The 25,981-nt window shown below is 67.7% G+C and carries 13 protein-coding genes; 8 read left to right on the top strand and 5 right to left on the bottom strand.

From position 1 onward, the window contains the following. Nucleotides 1–16: 16 nt before the first annotated feature. The 4 genes from AB4Y40_RS20395 to AB4Y40_RS20380 all read right to left on the bottom strand — a co-directional run bounded on the left by AB4Y40_RS20395 (nucleotide 17) and on the right by AB4Y40_RS20380 (nucleotide 4,628). Nucleotides 17–757 carry a metallophosphoesterase gene (locus tag AB4Y40_RS20395; protein ID WP_342918567.1) on the bottom strand — a complete coding sequence of 247 codons (741 nt, stop codon included), beginning with the start codon at nucleotides 755–757 and terminating at the stop codon, nucleotides 17–19. A gap of 182 nt (nucleotides 758–939) precedes the next feature. After that, entirely contained in the window at nucleotides 940–2,343 is a 1,404-nt protein-coding gene (locus AB4Y40_RS20390) for a c-type cytochrome (RefSeq protein ID WP_368689307.1), read from the bottom strand. Between the two features lie 13 nt (nucleotides 2,344–2,356). Next, nucleotides 2,357–3,958: a GMC family oxidoreductase gene (locus tag AB4Y40_RS20385; RefSeq protein WP_368689306.1), complete on the bottom strand. Its 1,602-nt coding sequence runs from the start codon at nucleotides 3,956–3,958 to the stop codon at nucleotides 2,357–2,359. Between the two features lie 70 nt (nucleotides 3,959–4,028). Next, entirely contained in the window at nucleotides 4,029–4,628 is a 600-nt protein-coding gene (locus tag AB4Y40_RS20380) for a sugar dehydrogenase complex small subunit (RefSeq protein ID WP_368689305.1), read from the bottom strand. Nucleotides 4,629–4,979: 351 nt separating this feature from the next. Here AB4Y40_RS20380 and AB4Y40_RS20375 point away from each other — a divergent pair, with 351 nt between their 5' ends. The 8 genes from AB4Y40_RS20375 (at nucleotide 4,980) to treY (ending at nucleotide 24,468) form a co-directional block, all read left to right on the top strand. Beyond that, nucleotides 4,980–5,636: a DUF1345 domain-containing protein gene (locus AB4Y40_RS20375; RefSeq protein WP_368689304.1), complete on the top strand. Its 657-nt coding sequence runs from the start codon at nucleotides 4,980–4,982 to the stop codon at nucleotides 5,634–5,636. A gap of 329 nt (nucleotides 5,637–5,965) precedes the next feature. Continuing rightward, nucleotides 5,966–9,460, top strand: coding sequence for a maltotransferase domain-containing protein (locus AB4Y40_RS20370; protein WP_368689303.1), 3,495 nt, complete (start codon nucleotides 5,966–5,968; stop codon nucleotides 9,458–9,460). Continuing rightward, nucleotides 9,457–12,912 (top strand): maltose alpha-D-glucosyltransferase, encoded by a 3,456-nt coding sequence (treS, locus tag AB4Y40_RS20365; protein ID WP_368689302.1) that lies wholly within the window; start codon nucleotides 9,457–9,459, stop codon nucleotides 12,910–12,912. Before AB4Y40_RS20370 ends, treS begins: the two co-directional genes overlap by 4 nt. Next, nucleotides 12,905–15,121: a 1,4-alpha-glucan branching protein GlgB gene (gene glgB / locus AB4Y40_RS20360; RefSeq protein WP_368689301.1), complete on the top strand. Its 2,217-nt coding sequence runs from the start codon at nucleotides 12,905–12,907 to the stop codon at nucleotides 15,119–15,121. The genes treS and glgB overlap by 8 nt, the downstream gene beginning before the upstream one ends. 68 nt (nucleotides 15,122–15,189) lie before the next feature. Next, nucleotides 15,190–17,409 (top strand): glycogen debranching protein GlgX, encoded by a 2,220-nt coding sequence (gene glgX / locus AB4Y40_RS20355; RefSeq protein WP_368689300.1) that lies wholly within the window; start codon nucleotides 15,190–15,192, stop codon nucleotides 17,407–17,409. A 26-nt stretch (nucleotides 17,410–17,435) separates the two neighbouring features. Further along, nucleotides 17,436–19,337: a malto-oligosyltrehalose trehalohydrolase gene (gene treZ / locus AB4Y40_RS20350; protein WP_368689299.1), complete on the top strand. Its 1,902-nt coding sequence runs from the start codon at nucleotides 17,436–17,438 to the stop codon at nucleotides 19,335–19,337. Beyond that, on the top strand, nucleotides 19,334–21,577 hold the full coding sequence (malQ, locus tag AB4Y40_RS20345; RefSeq protein ID WP_368689298.1) for a 4-alpha-glucanotransferase: 2,244 nt from the start codon (nucleotides 19,334–19,336) through the stop codon (nucleotides 21,575–21,577). The genes treZ and malQ overlap by 4 nt, the downstream gene beginning before the upstream one ends. Continuing rightward, nucleotides 21,574–24,468 (top strand): malto-oligosyltrehalose synthase, encoded by a 2,895-nt coding sequence (gene treY / locus AB4Y40_RS20340; RefSeq protein WP_368689297.1) that lies wholly within the window; start codon nucleotides 21,574–21,576, stop codon nucleotides 24,466–24,468. Before malQ ends, treY begins: the two co-directional genes overlap by 4 nt. A gap of 18 nt (nucleotides 24,469–24,486) precedes the next feature. Here treY and AB4Y40_RS20335 read toward each other — a convergent pair whose 3' ends face one another. Next, nucleotides 24,487–25,893, bottom strand: coding sequence for a hemolysin family protein (locus tag AB4Y40_RS20335; RefSeq protein ID WP_368689296.1), 1,407 nt, complete (start codon nucleotides 25,891–25,893; stop codon nucleotides 24,487–24,489). Between the last annotated feature and the right edge of the window lie 88 nt (nucleotides 25,894–25,981).

Raw genomic sequence — 25,981 nt, 5'->3', positions numbered from 1 at the left:
CGGCAGGGGCCGGGCCTCAGGGCAGCACGATCGCGGCCGCGCCGTGCGCGAGCGCTTCGACCTGCGAGACCGACAAGATGCGCGACGTAAGCGCCTCGACCATGGTGAGGCGTCCTTCGGTGATGAACGCTCCGGTGTCGATGAACACCTGCGAGCCGATCTGACGCACTTCGCGCACCGGCGTATGCCCGCAGAACGTGAGCGAGAGCGCATAGCGCGCCGGGTCGCCCGTGCCGAGCACGAGATCGCGGCCCCACAGCATGCGCTCGCGCACGTCGGAATCGAACTGGCCGCTGTCGAGCGCGGCGTCGTCGCCGAAAAATTCTGCGTGAATGATATTGAATCGCTTTTCGCCCTCGCCCACCACGCGCGCAAGCGGCAACTGGCGCAGCCGTTGCGCGTAGTGCACGAGTTCGGCGTCGGGCACGCTCTGCGCCCAGCCGCCGCCGATGCCATACCAGCGGTTGCGCGGCATCCGCCCTTCGGCCACGGCGCACAGTGCGTCTTCGTGATTGCCGAGCACGGCGTAGAACCACGGTTTGTCGAGCAGCGCGAGCGCCTGTTCGCACTGCTCGCGTTCGCCCCGATCAACGAGATCGCCCACCGAAAACAGGCGGTCACGCGCGGTGTCGAACTCGACTTCGCGCAAAAGATAGCGCAACGCCTCCACGCAACCATGCAAGTCGCCTACTACGAAGTCGCGACCTGCAAGGTTGGCGGCATGGTGCTGCACGAGAGCGTCGGGTGTATGCGTCATCACTTCATCATAGCGCTGTGTGAGTGGGCCATATGAGCGCCAAATATCGTATCGGTTGCGATTGCGACAGGCGCGTCACGAAGCAGGCTACACGCAAGCGACGTGCCTGCATTCACAGCATACGCGTTTGCGGCTATCAGTGTCGGCGCGAGCGCGGCGCAAAGCCCCGCGGTTACGGTGAGTTACTGGGGCTGGGCACGCAGCGCCGCGACCTCGCCGGCCGTGAGCGTGGCCCGCGGATCGCCGAACTGCGTCGTCACGTAGTTGGAAATTGCCGCCACCTGTTCGTTGCTCAATGCATCGCCGAATGCCGGCATCAGCAGGTCGCTGTCCTTCGTCTGACGCCTTACACCGCGCAGGATCACCATCGCGAGGTTGTTCGGGCTCGGCGCGCCCGCGACGCTGTTATGAATGAGCGATGGATACGCACCCGGCGCGCTTCCCCCGACGCCCTCGCCGGTCCAGTGGTGGCAGCTCGCGCAGTTCGCCACGAAAAGCTGCAAGCCGTTCACGGACGTGATCGCCGTGCCGCGCAGCGCGGTGATGTCGTTCACAGTGGGCTTGCCCCAGCCGTCGCGCGGCCGCGTCACGCCGCCCGAAACCGGCGGCAGCGCGCGCAGATACGCCACGATCGAACGCAGGTCCTCATGCGTCAGGTATTGCGTCGAGTGCTGGACCACGTCGGCCATCGGACCGGCTGCGCTGGCGTGGCCCGCGGCAATGCCCGTGGAAAGATAGGCGATCAGCGCGTCGTCGCTCCAGTTGCCGATGCCGCTCGTGCGGTCGGGCGTGATGTTGTAGGCCTGCCAGCCTGCTTGCGTCGCGCCCGAGAAGCGCTCCGTCGTCTTGAGACCCTGCATGAAGTTGCGCGGCGTGTGACATTCCTCGCAATGCGCGAGGCCTTCGACGAGATAGGCGCCGCGGTTGAATTCGGCGCTCTGCTTCGGGTCCGGCACGAAACGGCCTTCGTTGAAGTTGAAGAGATTCCACAAGATCATCAGCCAGCGCTGGTTGAATGGAAAGCGCAGCTCGTTGGCGGGCGGCGTGTAGTGCACCGGCGCGACCGTATTCAGATACGCGCGGATCGCGAGCATGTCCTGCTCGGTCATGCGCGTGAATTCGACGTATGGAAACGCGGGATACAGCCGCTCGCCGCCCTTGCCGATGCCTTCGTGCAGCGCGCGTATGAAGTCGGTATCGCTCCACTGGCCGATGCCGGTATCGGGGTCCGGCGTGATGTTCGGCGTGTAGATTTTTCCAAACGGCGTGCTGATGGGCAGGCCGCCCGCAAACGGCCTGCCAGGGTCGGCGGTATGGCACGCGACGCAGTCGCCTGTGCGCGCCAGATAGGCGCCGCGCTTGATGAGTTCGGGCTTGTCCGCGTCCGCAATCGGCGTCGATGTGTCGTCGCCGCGCGCCGTGGACATCGGCAGTTCGTCGACCGGACGCGTGCGCGATTCGTGCGACGCGTGCCACGCGATATAGAGCGCGAAGGCACAGAAGAGCGCGGCCGCGATAGCGGCACGCGCGCGTCTCTCTCGCTCGTGATGCGTGGTGGCCACGGTGGAGGACTTCGCTGTTTTCATCGTCTGGCTCGTATCAAAGCTCGTGGCGCAGTTTGTCGGCCAGCTTCAGCGACAGCGCGGCAATCGTCAGCGTGCAGTTAACCGAGGCGGCCGAGGGCATCACCGCGCTGCTGGCGACGAATAGATTCGCATGATCGTGCGTGCGGCAATCGGCATCGACGACCGAATCGGCGGCACTCGCGCCCATGATCGTCGTGCCCATGATGTGGTTGTTGGGCGCGAAGGTGTCGTCGAACGCGATGTCCGTGCCGCCGAAAAGCTGCGCGATCTGCACATAGAGTTCATGCGTGTTCGCCGCGCTCTTCTTCACGTAATCGTTGATCGAGTAATAGATCTCGGGCTGCGGAATGCCCAGTCCATCCTTGTGTTCGCCCGAGGGCAGCACGCGGTTCTGCGGTTCGGGCAAATGCTCGTGGAAACTGTTGATGGTGAGCGTACGCGACGTGCGCTCGCGGATCTGCCGGTCCAGCTCCCCGCCCGTCAGGCCGTTCTTGATGAGCGCAGCCGTGACGGCCATGGTGGGCACCGCGTTCGACAGATGCAGTTTCTTCGCGGCATACGCGGAGCGGAACGCGCCGTCGCGGAAGTTCACGACCGAAGTCATCTCCATGGGCCCGCGCCCCGGCCAGAGCGGTTCGTTGGCCATGAACGTGATGCCCGTGCCCGGATGATCCATGAGATTGCGGCCCACCTGGTCGGAGCTGTTGCCGATGCCGTGGGCAAACGCATCGCTCTTCGACATCAGCATGAGCTTGGGCGTCTCGATGCCGTTCGCGGCGAGCACGAAGAGCTTGCCGGTCACGCGCGTGCTTCTGCCGCTCGGGTCCTTGTAGTGGACCGCGGTAACGAGCCCTTTGTTGTCGGCCTCGATACGATAGACCACGGCCTGCGGCACGAGCTTCGCGCCCGCCCGCTCGGCCTTGTCCGCGTGAACCACGCCGTTGTACATCGCACCGATCGGACAGATCGGCATGCAGTTGTTATTGCCGCAGCAGGTGGGACGCGCATCGAACGGGCGGCTATTGCGCGCGACCGGCTCGGGCACCACGTGAAAGCCATTCGCATTCAGTACTTGCGAGAAGCGCTGATCCATCCAGGAAAGCGGCAGCATGCTCATTGGATACGGCTTCGCGCGCGGCGAGCCGAGATCGTAGGTCGCGTCCGGTCCGGACACGCCCAGTTCCTCTTCCGCGAGCTGATACCACGGCTCCAGCGTCTCGTAGGGATAGGGCCAGTCGCGACCCACGCCGTACTGTGTTTTCAAACGAAAGTCCGCCGGCAGCAAACGCCACGCGGCGGCGGCCCAGTGCCACGTGGTGCCGCCCACGACCCGCAAATATTGTGAGTTGTACGGATAATCGCCCTTCTGCACGAGATACTCGTTGGGCGGCGCGTATTCCGGATGCGGCGCGTAGCTCACAGACGGATAGGGCGTAGCGAAATCGGCCTTGGCGGGCGAGTTGCGGAAGTTCTCCACGATCTGCCAGCGCGCGAGGCGCGGCCCCGCTTCGAGCAACACCACGGAAGCGCCGGCCCGGGCGAGCTGGTGCGCCACCAGACTGCCCGCCACGCCGGAACCGACGACGACCACGTCGGCGGAATGTCCTGTCGCCATTGTCGACCTCATCCTTTGGCTTTCGTTGTGGGGGCCTGGCGCGGCCGTGATGCGCGTGCCCGTTGCGCCGCTATTCGCCTGCGGGTTTGTGCTTCCAGTAGAACGGCACGTCGCGGCAATACGAGGGAATCGTGAGCACGTCGTTGACGGGGTCGAACATCAACGCCTTTTCGAAGGCCACCACCTGCACCTTCGGCATCTCGCCCACGAGACCGAGATACCACGCGCGCATGATGTCACCCACCATCGAGGCGAGTTCCGGCTGATCGGGCTCGAGTGCGGCGGTCACGGTATCGGAGGGCACGCCGCCGTGACCTTGAATCCAGGTGTTGAGCGTCGCGACGTTCGCGTCGAACTGGCTGCTCGCGTGGTCGAGCGCGGCATAGACGCGCTTGCTGAGCACGGCGTCGAAGCTCGTGCGGCCGGTGAGGCGCTGCGATAGCTTGATGAACGCGTCATAGCCGCTGCCGGATGCGCTCGCCGGCGTCGCCGCGAAAGCGCGGCCCATGCCGAACGGCGCGCGCGAGCGCCCGGCAGCCGCGAAGGCGAGCAGCGCCGCTGCGCACGTTCCCGAGACGAAACGCCTGCGGCCGGGACGGCCAAGGCGCTCGAGTACAGCGGGAAGATCGTGCGGCGCCTGAGACATCCCGTGTTGTGTCACATCTGTCATGGGCACTCCAGATGAGGTCGATCCCGCCAGGTTCCCCTGGCTGGGGGCGAAACACGCTTGCCGCCGGCGCGGGCGGCGCCTGAAACCAGGTCATACCAACAACGTTTGCTATCGTCATTCAACGCGGATCACCGCATATGCACCATCGTTGCGCTGCCTGCGAAAGCGCGCTGCCGCGTTGCGCAAGCAATATAGCCCCTTATGGCCCGATAAGACAAACCGAAAGGCCCGATAAGACAAACCGAAAGCTTGCATGCCCGGCATAACAGCGAACAGCGCGTCACCCCGGCGGACCACGCACGGTAGAATCGCCGCAATCGATTGCTAACCCGCGCCACCCCGCGCCACGCCATGAACCTCATCCCGCTGGTACTACGCAACCGGCCGCACTTGATGATCGCCATCACGGTGGGTGTTGTGCTCGGCTTGCTCGCGCCCGCCTCGATCCATACTTCCGCGCGCGTCCTGCTCGGCTGGGACGCCACGGTATGGACCTACCTCGTGCTCATCTGGCTGCACATGGTGTTAGCAAACGAAGAGAGCGTGCGCGCGAACGCCCGCCGCGAAGACGAAAACGCCGGCACCGTGCTGTTTCTCATCTGCATCGCAACCGTGGCGAGCATCGTCGCCATCGTCATCGAGCTGGGCACGACGAAGGATCTCGGCACGGCCTCGAAAGTGCTGCATTCGCTGCTCACGGGGCTCACGCTCATCGGGGCGTGGTTTCTCATCCCCACCATCTTCACGCTGCACTACGCGCGCCTCTACTACGGTTCCGATCCCAACGAGCCCGCCCTCGTGTTTCCCGACAAAAAGCTCACGCCGAATTACTGGGACTTTCTGTACTTCTCGTTCACCATCGCCTGCGCGTCGCAAACCGCCGATATCGGCCTGCGCGGACGCAGCGCGCGGCGCGGCGTGCTCGCGCAATCGATTTTGTCGTTCTATTTCAACGTTTCTGTGCTAGGTCTGTGCGTGAACATCGCCGCGAGCATGGTCGGTAGCTGAGCCGTTTTTCTCCGCTGCAACGGATACCGGCAATCGCCGCCGCTTTCTCCGCTCGAATCCCCCGTCTTTGCGCCCAGCCTTTGCGAACGTGCGCCTGCACGCGGCGCCGCGCGCCTGGGTCGCGCATGGGCATGTGCCTTGCTCGACTCCCCCGCAAGTCGCCACGCGGCGCAAGCGGTTTGGTTCCGGCCTGCTCTTGCACTACTCTGAACAGGTGCCTGTCCACCACGCGCAGCGCGGCACGCTCCGGCAGCCCCCGGGCGGCGCGATCGCATTTCGGCTAACCCCGGCTTGCATCCCCTTCGCCTGACGTACCTGGAATACGACCGATGGAACCCCCCCACGCCTATGCGCCGCGGATCTACTTCGTCCATTCCGTCCTGGCAGGACCCCTCGACGCGTGGCCGGCGCACATCGCCCGCGCGGCGTCGCTGGGCTTCGATCACGTCCTGATCGGCGCGCTGTTCGCCTCGGGCGCGTCTGGCGACGACCGCGTCGTCGCCGACCACGCGCGCCTGAACGCGGCATTCGGCAGCCCGCTTTCCGCAGACGACGCCGTGCGCGAACTCGCGCTCGCGGCGCAATCGCGCGGCGTCACGCTGCTCGCCGATCTCGTCCTCGATCGCAGCGCCGCCGACGGCGCGCTCTACGCCGCGCATCCCGAGTGGTTCCACCCTTTCGAGCCCGAAGACGCGCGCCTCGACCCACGCCACGGCCACAGCGAAGCCAACGTCGCCTATGCCGATTTCGAGCGCGCGAGCGCGCCGCTCATCGCATGGTGGACGGCGCGCGCCATCGCGCTCGTCGAAGCGGGCATCGGCGGCTTTCGCGTGGACTCGCCGCACCGCACGCCGCCCCATGTGCTGCGCGCGATCTTCGATGCCGTACGCGCGCGCTTTCCGCAAGCGCGCTGGCTCGCCGCGACGCCTGGCCTGCCGCGCGAGGCGCTCGCGCACCTCGAAGGTGCGGGCTTCGACGCGGCCTTCTCCTCGCTGCGCTGGTGGGACTTCTCGTCGAGCTGGATGGTCGAGGAGCACGCCGCGTTGCGCCGCGTGGGCTCGCCGATAACGTTTCCAGAAGCGCCCTATGGCGCGCGTTACGCGCACGACCAGGAAGGCGCTGCCGATGCGCGCGCGGTCGAGCGCGCGTATCGCCGCATGCTGCGTGCGGCAGCCGCGCTCGGCACCGGCTGGCTCATGCCGATGGGTTTCGAATATGGCGTGGACGAAGCGACCTCGCACAGCGGCAACAGCGCGCAGGCGTGGGAAGCCGCGAAGGCGCGCGCGCCATTCGATCTGAGCGCCGATGTCGCGCACGCCAACGCGCTGCAACGCGAAACGTGGGCGCTGCAGACCAACGGTGAACTGCGCGCGCTCAATGGCCCCGGCGCCAGCGTCGCGGCGCTCTTGCGCGGCGACCGCGCGGACCTGCGCGACGCGGAAGACGCCATCCTCACGCTCATCAATCCCGCGCTCGCCGCGCCGGTGCGCGTGGATCTCGCGCGCCTGCTCGACGGTGTGCCTGGCGGCTTCACGCGCTTCGCGCCGCTCGACGCCGAAACGCTGCGCGGCGCGCGCCTGCCCGCGCCGCGCGACGCCAGCGCGATCCCCGAGACGTTCACGCTGCCCGCGGGCGCATGCTGGATGTTCCGCGCGCTCGCGAGCCCGCTCGTGGTGCTCGCGCCGCCCGAAGATCGCGGCAAGACCGACACGAGTGGACACAAGAGCGTGCTCGAAGCGATCGCCGCGCCCCGCATCGCCATCGAAAGCGCGCAGCCCTCGGTCGATCACGGCCGCTTCGCCGCGAAGCGCACCGTGGGCGAGCGCTGCGAAGTACGCGCGGCCATCTTCGCCGAGGGCCACGACCGCATCGACGCCGCCGTGCTCTGGCGCGCCGCCGACGAAACCGCCTGGCACGAATCGCCGATGACGGCCGTGCCGCCTGCGGGCACCGACCTGTGGGCGGGCCACATTCCGCTCGATCGCATCGGACGCTACGAGTATGTCGTGATCGCGTGGCGCGACGACTTCGCTTCGCTTGCGGAACATCTGCACAAGAAGCGCGCGGCGAACCAGCCCGTCGATCTGGAGCTGGAAGAAGCGAGCCGCCTGTTCGCGCTCGTGCTCGCCACTGCGGAAACATCGGGCGTGGGCGGCAACGACCAGAAGCGCAGCAACGAAACGCTCGACGCCATCGTCAAACGCTTCATTGCTGCGGACACCGAAACACGCTGCGCGATCATCGCCGCGCCTTCGACGGCCGCGGCCGTGCGCGCCGCGCGCCATCGGCCGTTTCTTTCGCGCGATACGATCGTCAATCGCGTGGATGCGGAGCGTGGCGCCGCGCGCTTCGCGAGCTGGTACGAGATCTTCCCGCGCTCGATGAGCGACGACGAATCGCGCCACGGCACCTTCGACGACGTGATCGCGAAGATGCCGCGCATCCGCGAAATGGGCTTCGACGTGCTGTACTTCCCGCCGATCCACCCCATCGGCCTCGCCAACCGCAAGGGGCGCAACAACACGCTCAATGCGCAGCCCGGCGACGTGGGCAGCCCCTACGCCATCGGCGCGGCCGAAGGCGGCCACACCGCGGTGCATCCGCAACTGGGCACACTCGAAGACTTCTGCCGCATGCTTGCCGCGGCGCGTGAGCAAGGCCTCGAAATCGCGCTCGACTTCGCGATTCAATGCTCGCCCGACCACCCGTGGCTGAAGGCGCATCCCACCTGGTTCGCATGGCGGCCCGACGGCACGCTGCGCTACGCCGAAAATCCGCCGAAAAAATACCAGGACATCGTCAACCCCGAGTTCTACGCGCACGACTCGAAGCCTGATCTGTGGCTCGCGCTGCGCGACGCGATCCTGTTCTGGGTGGACACGGGTGTGCGTATTTTCCGTGTGGACAATCCGCACACGAAGCCGCTGCCGTTCTGGGAATGGATGATCGCCGACGTGCGCGCACGCCACCCCGACGTGATCTTCCTCTCAGAAGCCTTCACGCGGCCGCGCCTCATGTACCGGCTCGCCAAGCTCGGCTTCTCGCAGTCGTACACGTATTTCACGTGGCGCGAATCGAAGCGCGATTTCACCGAGTACCTCACGGAACTCGCCCAGACCGAGGTGCGCGACTTCTATCGGCCGAACTTCTTCGTCAACACGCCCGACATCAATCCGCGCCATTTGCAGACCGGCGCGCGTTCGAGCTTCCTGATCCGCGCCGCGCTGGCCGCGACGCTCTCCGGGCTGTGGGGCGTGTACTGCGGCTTCGAACTGTGCGAAGGACGCGCCATGCCCAATTCGGAGGAATATCTGGACTCCGAAAAATATCAGCTGCGCGCCTGGGACTGGCATCGCCCCGGCAATATCGTCGCGGAGATCGCCACGCTCAACCGCATCCGGCGCGCCAACCCGGCGCTGCACACGCATCTCGGCATCACCTTCCTCGACGCGCGCAACGACTCGCTGCTCTGCTTCGAGAAGGCCACGCCTGCGCGCGACAACGTGCTCGTCGTGGCGATCAATCTCGATGCCTTCAACGAGCAGGGCGCCGACTTCGAACTTTCGTGGGCGACGTTCCAGCGCTGGCACCTCGACGACCACGCCCCCCTCAATGTGATCGACGAAATGACGGGCGAGCGCTTCGAGTGGCGTGGGCGCTGGCAGCACGTGCGGCTCGACCCGCATGCGCGAGCGTTTGCGATCTGGCGCATCGAGCCCGCGAAGGGCCTGCCGCGCGAAGAACCGCTGCCTGAACACGCCGATGAGCACATCGAGGGCCATCCCGAACTGGACGCGGACTTCCCGCCCGGAGGAGCGACATGAAACGCGACCCCGCTACGCACGAGCCTGTGGCAACGAACGTGCAGACCGTCACGCGAGACTCGACCGCACACGATCCGCACGATGAGGAACGCGGCACGCAACGGCGCGGCAAGCCGTCGATGCTGTCCGACGACCCGCTCTGGTACAAGGACGCGATCATCTACCAGGTGCACGTGAAATCGTTCTTCGATGCGAACAACGATGGCGTGGGCGACTTTCCTGGCCTGCTCGCGAAGCTCGACTACATTGCCAGCCTCGGGGTCACGGCGATCTGGCTGCTGCCGTTCTATCCCTCGCCGCGCCGCGACGACGGCTACGACATCGCCGACTATCGCAACGTTCACCCCGACTACGGTCAGCTCGCCGACGTGCGCCGCTTCATTCAGGAAGCGCATGCGCGCGGCATGCGCGTGATCACCGAACTGGTCATCAACCATACCTCGGACCAGCACCCGTGGTTCCAGCGCGCGCGCCGCGCCAAACCCGGCTCGAATCATCGCAACTACTACGTGTGGTCCGACACCGACCAGAAGTACCAGGGCACGCGCATCATCTTCATCGACACGGAGCCGTCCAACTGGACGCACGACCCGGTGGCCGGCGCGTACTACTGGCACCGCTTCTATTCGCACCAGCCCGACCTGAACTTCGACAATCCGGCCGTGCTGCGCGAAGTGCTGCAGGTCATGCGCTTCTGGCTCGACATGGGCATCGACGGGCTGCGTCTGGACGCCGTGCCCTATCTCGTGGAGCGTGAAGGCACGAACAACGAGAACCTGCCCGAGACGCACGGCATTCTCAAACGCATACGCGCGGCCATCGACGAGCATTACCCGAACCGCATGCTGCTGGCCGAAGCGAACCAGTGGCCGGAAGATGTGCAGGAGTACTTCGGCAACGAAGACGAATGCCACATGGCGTTCCACTTCCCGCTCATGCCGCGCCTCTACATGGCGATCGCGAGCGAGGACCGCTTCCCGATTCTCGACATCATGAAGCAGACGCCTGACTTGCTGCCGAGCTGCCAGTGGGCGATTTTCCTGCGCAATCACGACGAACTCACGCTCGAAATGGTGACGGACTCCGAGCGCGACTACCTCTGGAACACCTATGCGAGCGACCGGCGCGCGCGCCTGAACCTCGGTATTCGCCGGCGTCTCGCGCCGCTCATGGAACGCGACCGCCGCCGCATCGAACTCATCAACTCGCTGCTGCTCTCCATGCCCGGCACACCCGTGATCTATTACGGCGACGAACTCGGCATGGGCGACAACATTCACCTGGGCGACCGCGATGGCGTGCGCACACCGATGCAGTGGTCGTCGGACCGCAACGGCGGCTTCTCGCGCGCCGACCCCGAACAGCTCGTGTTGCCGCCGCTCATGGGCTCGCTCTACGGCTATGACGCCATCAACGTCGAAGCGCAAAGCCGCGACCCGCATTCGCTGCTCAACTGGACGCGCCGCATGCTCGCCACGCGCCGCGCCAAACAGGCGTTCGGGCGCGGCACGATCCGCTTCCTGCGGCCCGCGAACCGCAAGATTCTCGCGTACCTGCGCGAAATGCCCGACGAAGCGCCGATCCTGTGTGTGGCGAACCTGTCGCGCGCGCCGCAGGCGGTGGAACTCGATCTTTCCGAATTCGCAGGCATGTCCCCCGTCGAAATGACGGCCGACTCCGTGTTTCCGGCCATCGGGCAGCTGCCTTATCTGCTGACTTTCCCGCCCTACGGCTTCCTGTGGTTCCTCCTGAGCGCCGGCGATCAGCGGCCTTCGTGGAGCCAGCCGACCTCGGAGCAATTGCCCGAGTTCGTGACCGTGGTGATCCGCGAAGGGCAGACCGGTGCGACGCCCGAAAACGTGCGGCTGCTCGAATCGGAAGTGCTGCCTTCGTGGCTCTCGCGTCGCCGCTGGTTCGCCTCCAAGGACAAGCCGCTGCGCGCCGTGCGCCTCGCGGCACTGACGACGATTTACGGCGCGGGCTTCGCGTTCACGGAGATCGAGGCCGAGCTGGCGGATGGCACGAGCGAGCGCTACGTTCTGCCGATCGCCATTACCTGGGGCACCGAAATCACCACGCCGCTGCACATTCAGCTCGCGCTCTCGCGCGTGCGGCGCGGCCGCACGGTGGGCTATCTCACGGATGCGTTCTCGCTGCCGTGGTTCGCCTATGGCGTGCTGCGCAAGTTGCGCGAGCGCGCTACGGTGCCCACCGTGCAGCAGAGCACGATCCGCTTCGAGCCGACGGAGCGCCTCGACGAGCTCGACCTTGGCGAGACGCCGGAAGTGCGCTGGCTCGCGGCTGAGCAGAGCAACAGTTCGCTCGTGATCGCGGAAACCCTCGTGCTCAAGATCGTGCGCCGGCTGATGGCGGGCGTGCACCCCGAAGCGGAAATGAGCCGCTACCTCACGAAGCTCGGCTACGCGAATACGGCGCCGCTCTATGGCGAAGTGGTGCGTGTCGATCCCGCGGGCGTGCCGCATACGCTCATCATCGTGCAGGGTTTCATCGACAATCAGGGCAACGCGTGGGACTGGGCGCTCGACTATCAGCGCCGCACGATCGACGAGCTCGCGCTCGCCGTCGACGACGACACGAGCGTCGACCAGGCGCACGAGGAGGAAGCCGTGCAGGGCTACTGCGCGGTGATCGGCGCCATCGGCAAGCGCCTGGGCGAGCTGCACGCGATGCTCTCCCAACCCAGCGACGACGAAGCCTTCGCGCCCGTTGCCGCCACACCCGACGACGTGCGCAACTGGATTGCCGACACGAAGACCATGCTCAACGAAGCACTCGACATCGTCGCGCAGCATACGGGCGAAGACGAACAAACGCTCGACGAAGACGCACGCGACCTCGCGCGCAGTCTGATCGATCGCCGCAAGGCGCTCGTCGCGAAGGTCGACGAACTCGTGCCCGACGACACCAAGGCCGCGCGCATCCGCATCCACGGCGATTTCCACCTGGGCCAGGTCCTGCTGTCCCAGGGCGACGCGTATCTGATCGACTTCGAAGGCGAGCCCGCGCGAGCGCTCGAATACCGGCGCGCCAAGGCCTCGCCGCTGCGCGACGTGGCGGGCCTGTTGCGTTCGCTCTCGTATGCGGGCGCCGCCGCGCAATCGACGCTCGAAAGCGCGCCGCAGCAAGTCGTCGATCGCAAGCGCGCCCTGTTCGAACGCTTCCGCGGCTATGCGGCCGAAGCGTTCCTGAGCCAGTACCGCGCAGCCGTCGCCGAAGGTCCGCTCACGCTCGTCAGCGCTTCGCACGAGCAGGCGCTGCTCGACCTGTTCCTGATCGAGAAAGCGGCTTACGAGATCCGCTACGAGGCGGCCAACCGCCCCACCTGGCTCGCGCTGCCGGTACGCGGTCTCGCGGCGCTGGCGGCACGCGTGCTCGGACTCACGCCCACACAGTCCACGCAATCGCATTCCGGCGGAGGTGGCCATGGTTGAACGCGCACCCCAGGCCGGCCTGAATCCCCACGACGCCGACGCACTCGCCGGCGCGTACCACTCCGATCCCTTCTCCGTGCTCGGGCTGCACTGGGTGGACGGCGCCCCTTACGTGCGCGCATGGCTGCCCAACGCCTCGGGCGCGAGCGTGGTGGCACGCGACCGCGCCCACACGCTCGGCGAACTCTCGCTCGTGCATCCCGCAGGCCTGTACGCGGGGCCACTCGCGGAAGCGGTGCCCTACCGGCTGGAGGTCGACTGGCATGGTGTGAGCCAGGAAATCGAGGACACCTATTCATTCGGCCCGCAGCTTTCGTACGAAGCGCTGGTGCGCCTCGCCGACGGCGACCCTTACGCGGTGCTCGAATGCCTCGGCGCGCGGCCCTTGACGTGCGATGGCGTACCCGGCGTGCGCTTCGCGGTCTGGGCGCCGAATGCGAAGCGCGTCTCCGTGGTGGGCGACTTCAACGCGTGGGACGGGCGGCGCCACCCCATGCGTCTGCGCCACGAAGCCGGCGTATGGGAACTGTTCATTCCGCGTGTGGCGCCCGGTGCGCGCTACAAGTACGAGATACTCGGCGCGCGCGGCGCGGTCCTGCCGCTCAAGGCCGACCCCTGTGCGCTGCAGACGGAATGCCCGCCTGGCACGGCCTCGATCGTCGCGCCCGTCGAGGCGATCGACCACTACGCGTGGCGCGATCAGGAGTGGCTGCAAACGCGCGCCGAACGGCAGAACGCGCGCGCGGCCATGTCGGTCTACGAGGTCCATGCGCCTTCGTGGCTGCCCACGCAAGGCGCCGACGCCCCGGCGCCCGACTGGGGCGCGCTCGCCGAGCGCCTGATCCCCTACGCGCAGGGCATGGGCTTCACGCACATCGAATTGCTGCCCGTGGCGGAACACCCGTTTGGCGGCTCGTGGGGCTATCAGCCGCTCTCGCAGTTCGCGCCCACCGCGCGTCTTGGCGCGCCGGTGGACTTCGCGGCGTTCGTCGACCGCGCGCACGAGGCGGGGCTGGGTGTAATTCTCGACTGGGTGCCCGCGCACTTCCCGAACGACGCGCACGGTCTCGTCGATTTCGACGGCACGGCGCTCTACGAGCATGCCGACCCGCGCGAGGGCTATCACCCCGACTGGAACACGATGATCTACAACCTGGGACGCCGCGAAGTGAGCGCGTTCCTCGTCGCGTCGGGCCTTGCGTGGCTCACGCGCTACCACGTGGATGCGCTGCGCGTGGACGCGGTCGCCTCGATGCTCTACCGCGATTATTCGCGCGCGCAAGGCGAGTGGGTGCCCAACATTTATGGCGGCCGCGAGAATCTCGAATCGATTGCGTTCCTCAAGCGCCTCAATCACGAAACGCAATATGTTCCGCAACGCCCCGGCGTCATCACCATTGCCGAGGAGTCCACAGCATGGCCGGGCGTCACGGCGCGCCCCGAGGATGGCGGCCTCGGCTTCCAGTTCAAGTGGAACATGGGCTGGATGCACGACACGCTGCACTACATGCACGAGGACCCCGTCTATCGCCGCTATCACCATCACCTGATGACGTTCGCGATGGTCTACGCGTGGTCCGAACGCTTCGTGCTGCCGCTGTCGCACGACGAAGTGGTGCACGGCAAGGGGTCGCTGCTCGGCAAGATGCCGGGCGACCGCTGGCAGAAGTTCGCGAACCTGCGTGCGTACTTCGGCTTCATGTGGGCGCACCCCGGCAAGAAGCTGCTGTTCATGGGCGGCGAGTTCGGGCAGATGGCCGAGTTCGATCACGACGGCACGCCGCACTGGAACCTGCTCGACGACCCGCTGCACCGCGGCGTGCAAACGCTCGTGCGCGACCTCAACCGTCTCTACGCGAGCGAGCCCGCGCTCTACACGCTCGACTCGGAACCCGGCGGCTTCGAATGGCTGGTTTCCGACGACAGCGAAAACAGCGTGCTCGCATGGCGCCGCGTGGACGGCTCGGGCCGCGAGATCGTGGTGATCTGCAACTTCACGCCGGTGCCGCGCCACGGCTACCGCATCGGCATGCCCCAGCCGGGACAGTGGGAAGAAGCGCTCAACACCGACGCCGAAGTGTACGGCGGCTCGAACATGGGCAACGGGGGCCTCGTCACCACGGAGAGCGTGGTGAGCCACGGCAAGCCGCAGTCGGCCGCACTCGTCCTGCCGCCGCTCGGCACGCTGATCCTGCGCCTGCGCCGCTAAGCCGGCGCAGCGGCGGGATTTGATCAGGAACCCGATGCAAAACGAAGAACAACAGATGGAGCATCGTCATGGCAAACGGTCCGCCTGAGCGCCTGCTGCCCGGCTCCCCCTGGCCGCTCGGGGCGACGTGGGACGGACTCGGCACCAACTTCGCCGTGTTCTCGTCCCACGCGTGGCGCATCGAACTGTGCCTGTTCGACCCCACGGGCCGCAAGGAACGCACTCGCTACACCTTGCCCGAATGCACCGATGAGGTATGGCACGGCTATCTGCCGGGCGCGCATCCCGGCACCGTCTACGGCCTGCGCGCGCATGGGCCCTATCAGCCGCATCTCGGGCACCGCTTCAATCCGCACAAGCTGCTGCTCGACCCCTACGCGAAGCAACTCATCGGCCAGTTCCGCTGGTCGGACACGCTCTATGGCTACCGCGCGCATTCGAACCGCGTGGACCTGTCGATCGACCGGCGCGATTCCGCCCCGGCCATGCCCAAGTGCGTGGTCGTGAACGACAACTTCGACTGGTCGCGCGACCGGCGCCCCAACACGCCGTGGGGCGACACCGTCATCTACGAGGCGCATCTGCGCGGTCTTTCGATGCAGCGGCACGATTTGCGCACGCACATGCGCGGCACGTTCGCCGGGCTGGCGGCGCCACGTTTCATCGAGCATCTGCACAATCTCGGCGTGACGGCCATCGAGATCCTGCCGATGCACGCGTTTCTCTCGGAGCGCTTTCTGATCGATCGCGGACTGCGCAACTACTGGGGCTACAATTCCGCCGCATTCTTCGCGCCCGAGCCCAGCTACCTCGTGGGCTACGACACCGACGAAATGCGCATTGCCGTGCGGCAGCTTCATGCGGCAGGTATCGAAGTCTTGCTCGACGTGGTCTACAACCACACCTGCGAAGGCGGCGAAATGGGCCCCACCGTCTCGTGGCGCGGCCTCGACAACGCCAGCTACTACCGCTGCGTGCCTGGCGACGAGCGCCACTTCATCAACGACACGGGCTGCGGCAACACGCTCGACTTTTCGCATCCGCGCGTGCTGCAGATGGTCGCCGACTCGCTGCGCCACTGGGTCACCTCATACGGCATCGACGGCTTTCGCTTCGACCTCGGCGTGACACTCGGGCGCGAACCGGCAGGCTTCGACCCGAACGGCGGCTTCTTCGACGTGCTGCGCCAGGACCCCGTGCTGTCGCAATGCAAGCTGATTTCCGAGCCGTGGGACGTGGGCCCGGGCGGCTATCAGCTTGGCAACCACCCGCCCGGCTTTTCCGAATGGAACGATCGCTTTCGCGACAGCGTGCGGCGCTACTGGCGCGGCGCGCCGGGCCAGCGCGCCGACCTCGCGGCACGCCTGACCGGCAGCGCGGACCTGTTCGACAAACGCAAGCGCCGGCCCTGGGCGTCGATCAATTTCATCACCTCGCACGACGGCTTCACGCTCGCCGACCTTGTTTCGTACGAGCGCAAGCACAACGAAGCGAACGGCGAAGAAAACCGCGACGGCCACAATGAAAACTGGAGCGCGAACTGGGGCGTGGAAGGCCCGACAGACGACCCCGCCATCCTCGCCACGCGTGCGCGCGTGGCCCGCTCGATGATGGCCACGCTCCTCATCGCGCTCGGCACACCGATGCTGCTCGCCGGCGACGAGGCCTGCCGCACGCAACGCGGCAACAACAACGCGTACTGCCAGGACAACGACATTTCGTGGTTCGACTGGGCGCTCGCCGAAACGCCCCAGGGCAAGGCGATGACGCGTTTCGCCGCGCGCGTGATCGCGCTGCGCCGCGAACATCCGCTGCTGCACGAAACGCGCTTTCTGTTCGGCGAGCGCGAACTGATGCCCGGCATGCACGACATCGACTGGTTCGACGAACGCGGCGAGCCGCTCTCGCCCGAGGCCTGGCACGACCCGGAAGCGAGCGCGTTCACCATGCGGCGCGCGGGAGCGGGACTCCACGGCCAAATGGAAGTATTGTTAATGATGCTGAACGCCTCGCAGGGCGCGGTGACGTTCATGGCGCCCGCGCCGCACATGGCATGGGAGGTGCTGCTCGATACCGCGCGGCCCGACGCGGCGCCCTACGCGCTGCCCGACACGACGTACGAGCTGGCCGCGCGCGCGCTCGCCGTGCTCTGCGCCCGTCCGGCGCGTGCCGACACGCACCGGCCAGCGGGCGCGCGCGGCGACGCGCCCACGCCGGACCCGCGTCGCACGCCCGGCGCTTCCGGCTCGGGCGCCCCCGCGGGCCCGGACGAAGCCGCCGCTGGATAGGAACAGGACGCAACCAGGAATCCACCATGTCCCCGCTTTCGCACGATCCGCACACCCGCCAATACATGCATTGCCTGCCGTTCGGCGCGCAGCTGATCGGCGCGGCGCACGCGCAGCCGCATACGCGCTTTCGCTTCTGGGCGCCGTCGTGCCAAACGGTGCAGATCGTGTTCGAGAACGTGAGAGACGCGCCGCCGCTCGACATGACGCCGACCGGCAACGGCTGGTTCGAAGCACAGGCGCCGTGCGGTCCGGGCACGCTGTACCGCTACTGCCTCGACGGCCAGCAACGCGTACCCGACCCCGCATCGCGCTTCCAGCCGCAGGGCGTGCACGGGCCGAGCGAAGTGCTCGACCCGCGCGCGTACGCCTGGCAGCACGCGCACTGGCAAGGACGCCCCTGGGAAGAGACCGTGCTCTACGAGCTGCACGTGGGCGCGCTGGGCGGCTATCAGGGTGTCATGAAACGTCTGCCCGCGCTGGCGGCGCTCGGCGTGACGGCCGTCGAACTCATGCCGCTCAACGACTATCCGGGCGAGCGCGGCTGGGGCTACGACGTCGTGCTGCCTTACGCGCCGCACGCAGCCTATGGCAGTCCTGACGAACTGAAAGCGCTCGTCGATGCCGCGCACGGGCTGGGGCTGCAGATGTTCATCGACGTCGTGTACAACCACTTCGGCCCCGACGGGAACTGGCTCGGCCTCTACGCCAAGCCGTTTTTCCGTCAGGACGTGAAGACGCCGTGGGGCGAAGCGCTCGACTTCGACCGCTTCGAAGTGCGCGACTTCTACTGCGACAACGCGCTCTACTGGCTCACGGAATATCGCTTCGACGGTCTGCGCATCGACGCTGCGCACGCGATCGGCAACACCGACTGGCTGCGCGAGCTGGCCGACCACGTCAAGGCGCGTGTCGAGCCCGGGCGGCATGTGCACCTCGTGCTCGAAAACGAGCACAACGAAGCCAATCTGCTCGAATCGCACTTCAGCGCGCAATGGAACGACGACGCGCATCACTGCTTTCACGTGCTGCTGACCGGCGAGTCGGAAGGCTACTATCGCGCCTTCAAGGATTCGCCCATCGGCAAGCTCGCGCGCGTGCTCGGCGAAGGCTTCGTGTACCAGGGCGACCCGTCGCCGGTGCATGCGGGCAAGCCGCGCGGTGAACCGAGCGCGCACCTGCCGCCCACCGCGTTCGTGATGTTCCTGCAGAACCACGACCAGATCGGCAACCGCGCGCTCGGCGACCGGCTGCGCACGCTGGCCGACGACGACGCCCTGCGCGCGGCCACGGCAATGCTGCTGCTGTCGCCGCAGATTCCACTGCTCTTCATGGAAGAGGAATACGGCTCGACGCAGCCGTTCCAGTTCTTCACCGCCTTCACCGGCCAGCTCGCCGATGCAGTGCGTGAAGGCCGGCGCCGCGAATTCAAGGCATTCAGCGCGTTCAACGACGAAGCGAGCCGCGCACGCATTCCCGATCCGAACGATCTGCAGACCTTCCTGAATTCGTCGCCGCTGGCCGATGCGCCGCTCGACGGCGAACGGCTCGAATGGATGCACTTCTACAAGTCGGCGCTGTGCGTGCGGGCGCATTTGCTGATGCCGCGCCTGCACCACGCACGCGCGCTCGGCGCGACCGTGCTCGCCGACGACGCCGCGAACGGCCTCGCCGCGCTCGTCGCGCGCTGGTGCCTCGACGATGGCGAAACGCTCACGATCGCGCTGAACCTGGGCCGCGACGGCGTGCTGCTCGAGCCACGGCCCGAGGGTATGGTGATCTTCGAAACGCCACCGCGGGCGCGCGACCATGCCGACAACGGCGTGTTGCCGGAGAGCGCGTGCATTGCATGGCTCACCGGCGACGTGCCCGAGTATTCGAGCGAACACGACGCGCGCGTCGTGCATCGCGAGGAGCCCAACGCATGAGCACGGCGCGCCGCGGCGAAACGCTCGCGACCCTTGCCGCCCGCGCGGGCTTCGAGGTCGAATGGACCGACGCGCACGGCACCGTGCAGCGCGTGCCCGACAGCACGCTCGCTGCCCTGCTGGAATGCGCGGGCCTGCCTTGCGCCAACGCCACGCAGATCCGCCAGAGCACCTCCGCGCTCAACGCTGAACAGTCGACGCGGCGACTACCGCCGCTCATCACCGCCGAATACGACAGCGCGATCGAGCTGCCGCCTTCGGCCGTACGCGCGGGCAGCCACTATCGGATCGACCTCGAAAGCGGCGAGCATATCGAGGGCCGCTTCACCTCGCCGCGCGGCGAGAGCGCGCTGCTCGCGCCGCTCGCGGAGCCGGGCTACCACACGCTCACCGTCAACGATCATCGCCTGACGATTGCGGTCGCGCCGCCGCACTGCCATACCGTCGCCGACGCCTGGCGCGCACGTCACGGCGACAGCGGCGCGGTGCCGCCGCTGTGGGGGCTCGCCGCGCAATTGTATGGACTCCGACGCAACGGCGACGGCGGCATCGGCGACTACACCGCGCTCGCCACGCTAGCCGCGGAAAGCGCGCGGCGCGGCGCGCAGGCGCTCGCGGTGAGCCCGACCCATGCGATGTTCAGCGCCGAGGCGGGCCACTTCAGCCCCTATTCGCCGTCGTCGCGCCTGTGGGTCAATGTCGCGCATATCGACCCCGCCGCGGAGTTCGGCGCCAAGGGCGCGCACGACGCGAGCGTGGCCGCGAATGCGCTCGACGCCTGGCGCGAACTCGAAGCCGCGCCGCTCGTGGACTGGCAGCGTGCGTTGCCGCTCAAGCTCAAGGTGCTGCGCGCGCTGTTCGAGCGCTTCGACGCCGACGAGCGCGCTAGCGGCTCGCCGCGTGCCGCCGCCTTCGCCGCGTTCTGCGCGCAGGGCGGCGAGGCGCTCGAAGACCACGCGCGTTTCGAGGCACTGCAGGAAGCCATGCTGCATGGCCCCGGCGGCGCGCGTCACTGGCGCGACTGGCCCGAACCGCTGCGCGACCCGCGCAGCGCCGACGTGGCGACATTCGCGCAGGAGCACCGGCGCGAAGTCGACTTTCACTGCTTCCTGCAATGGCTCGCGGCGCTTGGGCTCTCGGGCGCGCAGCGCCGCGCGCGCGAGGCCGGCATGGCGATCGGCCTCGTCGCCGATCTCGCCGTGGGCTGCGACGGCGGCGGCTCGCACGCGTGGTCGCTGCCGCAGGACATGCTGCAACGCGTGTCGGTCGGCGCGCCGCCCGACATCTTCAACCAGGCCGGGCAAAGCTGGGGGCTCACGACGTTCTCGCCGCGCGCCATGCATACCAACGGCTTTCGCGCGTTCATCGACATGCTGCGCGCGGCCTTCGCCCATGCGGGCGGCGTGCGCATCGACCATATCCTCGGGTTGCGCAGGCTCTGGCTCGTGCCCGAAGGCGAAAGCGCGCGCCACGGCGCGTATCTGCGCTATCCGTTCGACGACCTCGTGCGGCTCATCGCGCTCGAATCGTGGCGGCATCGCGCGATCGTGATCGGCGAAGACCTCGGCACCGTGCCGCCAGGGCTGCGCGAGCGGCTCGCCGCGCACGGGCTGTATGGCATTCGCGTGCTGTGGTTCGAGCACGACGGCAAGGGCTTTCTCGCGCCCGCGCGCTGGGACCCGCACGGCGTCGCGACGACCACCACGCACGATCTGCCGACCGTCGCGGGCTGGTGGAGCGGCGCGGATATCGACTGGCGAAACCGCATCGGCCAGACGCTCCCGCGTGCCGACGGGCGCGACCCCGTCGCGCTCGACCGTGCGCGGCGCGCGACGGATCGCGTCGCGCTCTGGCATGCGCTGCAGCACAGCGGGCTCGCGCCGCGCGCTACCGAACCGCCGCCCACCGACGAGCCGCCCGTGAATGCCGCGCTCGCCTACGTCGCGGCAACGCGCAGCCCGCTCGTCACCTGCCCGCTCGAAGACCTGCTCGCATTGTCCGACCAGCCGAATCTGCCCGGCTCGATCGACGAGCATCCGAACTGGCGCCGCCGCCTGCCGCTGCCCGTCGAGACGCTGTTCGCCGATCCGGCCGTCGCCGCGCGCGTCGAAGCCGTCGTACGCGCACGCGAGGCCGTCGCGCGCACGCAGGCCGACCCGAACGCCGGTGCAGGCGCGAGCGACGCCAACCCAACCGCCAGCTCGGCGCCAGGTGCGACCGAAAAGAAGCCGACGCCATGACACACCCTCGCGCGACGCTGCGCCTGCAGCTCCATCACGGCTTCACGTTCGTCGACGCGCTCGCGCAGCTCGACTACTTCGCCGCGCTCGGCGTGAGCCATCTCTACCTGTCTCCCGTCACGACCGCGCAGCCCGGCTCGATGCACGGCTACGACACCGTCGACTACGGCACGGTGAGCGCGGAGCTGGGCGGCGAAGGCGCGCTGCGCCGCTTCGCCGCGAAAGTGCACGAGCGCGGCATGGGCATCATCGCCGACTTCGTGCCGAATCACATGGGCGTGGGCGGCGGCCACAACGCCTGGTGGCTGGACATCCTCGAATGGGGCCGTCACAGCGCGTATGCGCGCCACTTCGACGTGGACTGGCACTCGCCCGACCCCGCCCTGCGCGGCAAGGTACTGATGCCGTTTCTCGGCGCACAGTACGGCGAAGAACTCGCCGCGGGCCGCATCGAGCTGAAGTTCGACCCCGCCGCCGCGCGCTTTTACGTGCAGTACGGGCCGCACGTGTGCCCGATCTGCCCGACCGATTACGCGACGCTCCTGCAGTCCGCGAACCGCGCTGATCTCAACACGCTCGCCGGGCCATTCCAGGGCCTCACGACCCAGCCCGACGACCAGGCGCGCGCCAGCGCCGGGCGCGACGCGCTGCGCGCATTCGTCGAGCGGGTCGGCACGGCCCCCATCGACTTCGTTCTGGAATCCTATGCAAGCGGCGACCCGGTGCCGCGCGAGCGCCTGCACCGCCTGCTGGAGCGCCAGCACTTCCGGCTCGCGTGGTGGCGCACCGCCACCGACGAGATCAACTGGCGGCGCTTCTTCGACATCACCGCGCTCGCCGGCGTGCGTGTAGAACGTCACGACGTGTTCGAGGCCGTGCACAAGCTCGTGTTTCGCCTCTACGCCGACGGCGTGATCGACGGCCTGCGCATCGACCATATCGACGGGCTCGCGGACCCGCGCGAGTACTGCGAGCGCCTGCGGCAGCGGCTCGCCGCGCTGCGCGCCACGCCGCCCTTCATCGTGGTCGAGAAGATCCTCGCGCAAGGCGAAACGCTGCGCGACGACTGGCCCGTGCAAGGCACGACCGGCTACGACTTCATGAACGACGTGGGCGCCTTGCTGCACGATCCCGCGGGCGCGGCGCCGCTTGCCGAAGCGTGGGCCGCCATCTCCAGCGACGACCGGCCGTTCGCGGCCTACGCGCTCGACGCGCGCCGCGAGATGCTGGCCGCCTATCTCCCCGCGGAACTCGACCACGTGACGCGCGCGCTGCACCGCATCGCGCGCGAACTCCCCGGCACACGCGACACCACCTATGCGTCGGTGCATCGCGTGGCCGCGCATCTGGCCATGTACTTTCCGATCTACCGGATCTATCCGGCGAACGGCTTGCGCAGCGCGCTCGACAACCGTTATTTCGATGTTGCGCTCGACGCCGCGCGACGCGCATTGCCGCGCGCAAGCCTCGCGGCGCTCGACCTCGTCGATGGCTGGCTAGGCGGGCGCACGCCCGAACCGGCCGCGAACAGCGCCAGCAGCGGCAGCGGCAACAGTGGAGGCAGCGGCGCCAGGACGCCACGCGCCGCGCCAGCCGGCGCGAACGCGGGCGCGAGTGCGAGCGCGGGCGCCAACCCGGCGAATACGCCGCTCAGCCACGCGCTCATCGCGCAACGCACGGCGCTCGCGCTGTTCTCGCAGCTCACCGCGCCGCTCGCGGCGAAGGCCACGGAGGACACGGCGCTCTATCGCTACGGCCGCCTGCTCTCGCGTAACGAAGTGGGCGCAGACCCCGACGATTTCGCGCGCACGCCCCACGACTTTCATGCGACCAACCGGCTGCGCCAGCGGCGTCCTTATGGGCTGCTCGCCACGGCCACGCACGACCACAAGCGCGGCGAGGACGTACGCGCGCGGCTCGCCGTGTTGAGCGAGATTGCGCTCGACTGGAGCGCCACGCTGCGCGCCTGGTCGACGCTGAACCAGACGCATCGCCGCAACGACGGGACGGCCGGCACGTCCTGGTCGCCGGGACCGGCAGCCGAGGCGATGCTGTATCAAACGCTGGTGGGCTGCTGGCCGCCCGAACTGGACCCGGGCGACGAAGCGGGCGTGCGTGCGCTGGCGGAGCGCGTCTCGACGTGGCTGCTCAAGGCGTTGCGCGAAGCGAAGCTGCGCACGAACTGGCTCTCGCCCGACGAGGCCTACGAATCGGACTGCCAGGCATTTCTCTTCGATATCCTCGCACCGCAGCGGCGCGACGGCTTCCTGCAGGCGCTGGCCGAATTCGTCGCGCGCGTGGCGCCCGCCGGGGCGCTCAATACGCTGCTGCAGACGGTGCTGCGGCTGACCTCGCCGGGCGTGCCCGACCTCTATCAGGGCACCGAGCTATGGGACTTCAGTCTCGTCGATCCGGATAACCGGCGGCCCGTCGATTACGCCGCCCGCGCGGCCGCACTCGATGAGCAGGCGCCCGCCGCGAAGCTGAAGGACTGGCGCAACGCACAGGTGAAGCTGGCCACCGTGCACCGCCTGCTCGCGCTGCGCTCGCGCGCGCCCGAACTGCTGCGCGAAGGCGACTATCTGCCGCTCACGGCTAGCGGCGCGCAGGCCTCGCATGTGATCGCGTTCGCGCGCCGTCACGGCAACGCGTGGGCCGTCGTGATCGGCACCCGCCTCGCGGCGGGCTTGCTGGATGGCGACACGCCGCTCGTCGCGCCCGAACGCTGGGAAGATACGGCCATAGAATTGCCCAAAGGATGCGCGCAAGGCACGCTGCACGACTGGCTCAGCGAGGCCACGTACACGGTGCGCGAAGGCGGCACGCTCGCACTGCGCGACATCCTGGGCGCCATGCCCGTGGCCGTGCTCAGCACGCTCGCACGCAGCTAGGCGGCACGCGAGGCGCGCTCAGCCGCCCTCGTCCTCGAGATCTTTCGGATACACGCGCACGAGCACGATGCGCGGCCCCTTCATTTTCTTCACGACGATATCGAAGCGGTCGAACTCCACGCGCTGCCCTTCGGTGGGCAGATCGTTGAGCGCATGAATCACGAGACCGCCCACCGACTCCGCGCGCCCTTCGTCGATATCGATGCCGAGCGCCTGCTCCAGCGACACCACCGGCAGGCTGCCGCGGCCCATCAGCGTGCCGTCGTCCATGCGCGTCCAGTCGGTGTCGGCCTGGTGAAACTCGTCGTGAATCTGGCCCACGAGCGCGCCGAGCAGATTGTCGAGCGTGAGAAAGCCGACCGGGCGGGCGTTCTTGTGGCCCACCAGCGCGAAATGCGGCGCGCCTTTGCGAAAGCGGCGGAACAGTGCCAGCGCGGGCGTGTCGGGCCGCACGTACTGCACGGGGCGCACGAACTTGCCGAGATCGCTGAGGGCGTTGCCCGCCTCGCGGGCGAGCAGCAGGTCCTTCAGGTGAATGAGGCCCGCCACGCGTTCGCCCGCGGCGTCCTCGAACAGCGGGTAGCGGCTGAAACGATGGCGCGCCACGATCTGCATGTTCTCGCGCAGCGACAGGTCGCGACGCAGGCCCACCATCTCGTGCGTCGGCCGCATGAGGTCGGAAATCGTGAGGCGCGAGAAGTCGAGCGAATGGGCGAGCGTGTTCCATTCGTCGGCGCTATAGGCGTTCGCGGCGGGTGCGGGGAGCAGCGGCACCGCGCCGTTTGCACTCTTTGCGCCGCGCGGCTCGTGCGTCGCGTCATGCGCCTCGGCCTGGGCGGCGGCGCGGCGGCTGCGCAGGATCAGCTTGAGTTCGTCGGTCGAATAGTGCGTGTCGTGGCCGTGCTCCGACGACAGGCCCGCGAGACGCAGCACCGCGTTCGCGCTCGTGTTGAGCACCCAGATCGCGGGATACATGGTCCAGTAAAAGCCGTAGAGCGGCATGGCCGTCCACAGCGAAATCTTCTCGGCCTGGCGGATGGCGAGCGACTTCGGCGCAAGCTCGCCCACCACGATGTGCAGGAACGAAATGACCGTGAACGCGAACACCAGCGAGATGGCGTGCACGAGCTCCGCCGATTGCACGCCGAGCAGTTCGAACACCGGCGCGAGCAACTGCGCGAAAGCGGGCTCGCCGATCCAGCCGAGGCCGAGCGAAGCGAGCGTGATGCCGAGCTGGCACGCGGAAAGATAGGCATCGAGCTGGCCGTGAACCTTGGCGAGCAGGCGGCCGCGCAGGCCGTGCTGGTGCGCGAGGGCCTGCACGCGCGTGGCGCGCAGCTTGACGAGGCCGAATTCGGCCGCGACGAAGAAACCGTTGAGGGCAACGAGCAGGAACGCCCCGATGAGGGCGAGAAGCTGGATCAAGACACATGGCTCCGAGGGACGAAGCGCTCAGTATAAGGGTGCAAGGTGGATGAAAGGTGTGGCGGGCTCAATCCGGCCCGCCGCTCAC

This window comes from Paraburkholderia sp. EG287B, from assembly GCF_040965595.1.
In the GTDB taxonomy this organism is placed as follows: Bacteria; Pseudomonadota; Gammaproteobacteria; order Burkholderiales; family Burkholderiaceae; genus Paraburkholderia.
This window is presented reverse-complemented; position numbering and strand designations above follow the sequence as displayed.

Excerpts from the sequence above, each read along its gene's own strand:
- glgB (WP_368689301.1), top strand. The coding sequence starts at position 12,905 with ATGGTTGAACGCGCACCCCAGGCCGGCCTGAATCCCCACGACGCCGAC.
- AB4Y40_RS20395 (WP_342918567.1), bottom strand. The coding sequence starts at position 757 with ATGACGCATACACCCGACGCTCTCGTGCAGCACCATGCCGCCAACCTT.
- glgX (WP_368689300.1), top strand. The coding sequence starts at position 15,190 with ATGGCAAACGGTCCGCCTGAGCGCCTGCTGCCCGGCTCCCCCTGGCCG.
- AB4Y40_RS20380 (WP_368689305.1), bottom strand. The coding sequence starts at position 4,628 with ATGACAGATGTGACACAACACGGGATGTCTCAGGCGCCGCACGATCTT.
- AB4Y40_RS20385 (WP_368689306.1), bottom strand. The coding sequence starts at position 3,958 with ATGGCGACAGGACATTCCGCCGACGTGGTCGTCGTCGGTTCCGGCGTG.
- AB4Y40_RS20370 (WP_368689303.1), top strand. The coding sequence starts at position 5,966 with ATGGAACCCCCCCACGCCTATGCGCCGCGGATCTACTTCGTCCATTCC.
- treZ (WP_368689299.1), top strand. The coding sequence starts at position 17,436 with ATGTCCCCGCTTTCGCACGATCCGCACACCCGCCAATACATGCATTGC.
- treS (WP_368689302.1), top strand. The coding sequence starts at position 9,457 with ATGAAACGCGACCCCGCTACGCACGAGCCTGTGGCAACGAACGTGCAG.
- AB4Y40_RS20375 (WP_368689304.1), top strand. The coding sequence starts at position 4,980 with ATGAACCTCATCCCGCTGGTACTACGCAACCGGCCGCACTTGATGATC.
- treY (WP_368689297.1), top strand. The coding sequence starts at position 21,574 with ATGACACACCCTCGCGCGACGCTGCGCCTGCAGCTCCATCACGGCTTC.
- malQ (WP_368689298.1), top strand. The coding sequence starts at position 19,334 with ATGAGCACGGCGCGCCGCGGCGAAACGCTCGCGACCCTTGCCGCCCGC.
- AB4Y40_RS20390 (WP_368689307.1), bottom strand. The coding sequence starts at position 2,343 with ATGAAAACAGCGAAGTCCTCCACCGTGGCCACCACGCATCACGAGCGA.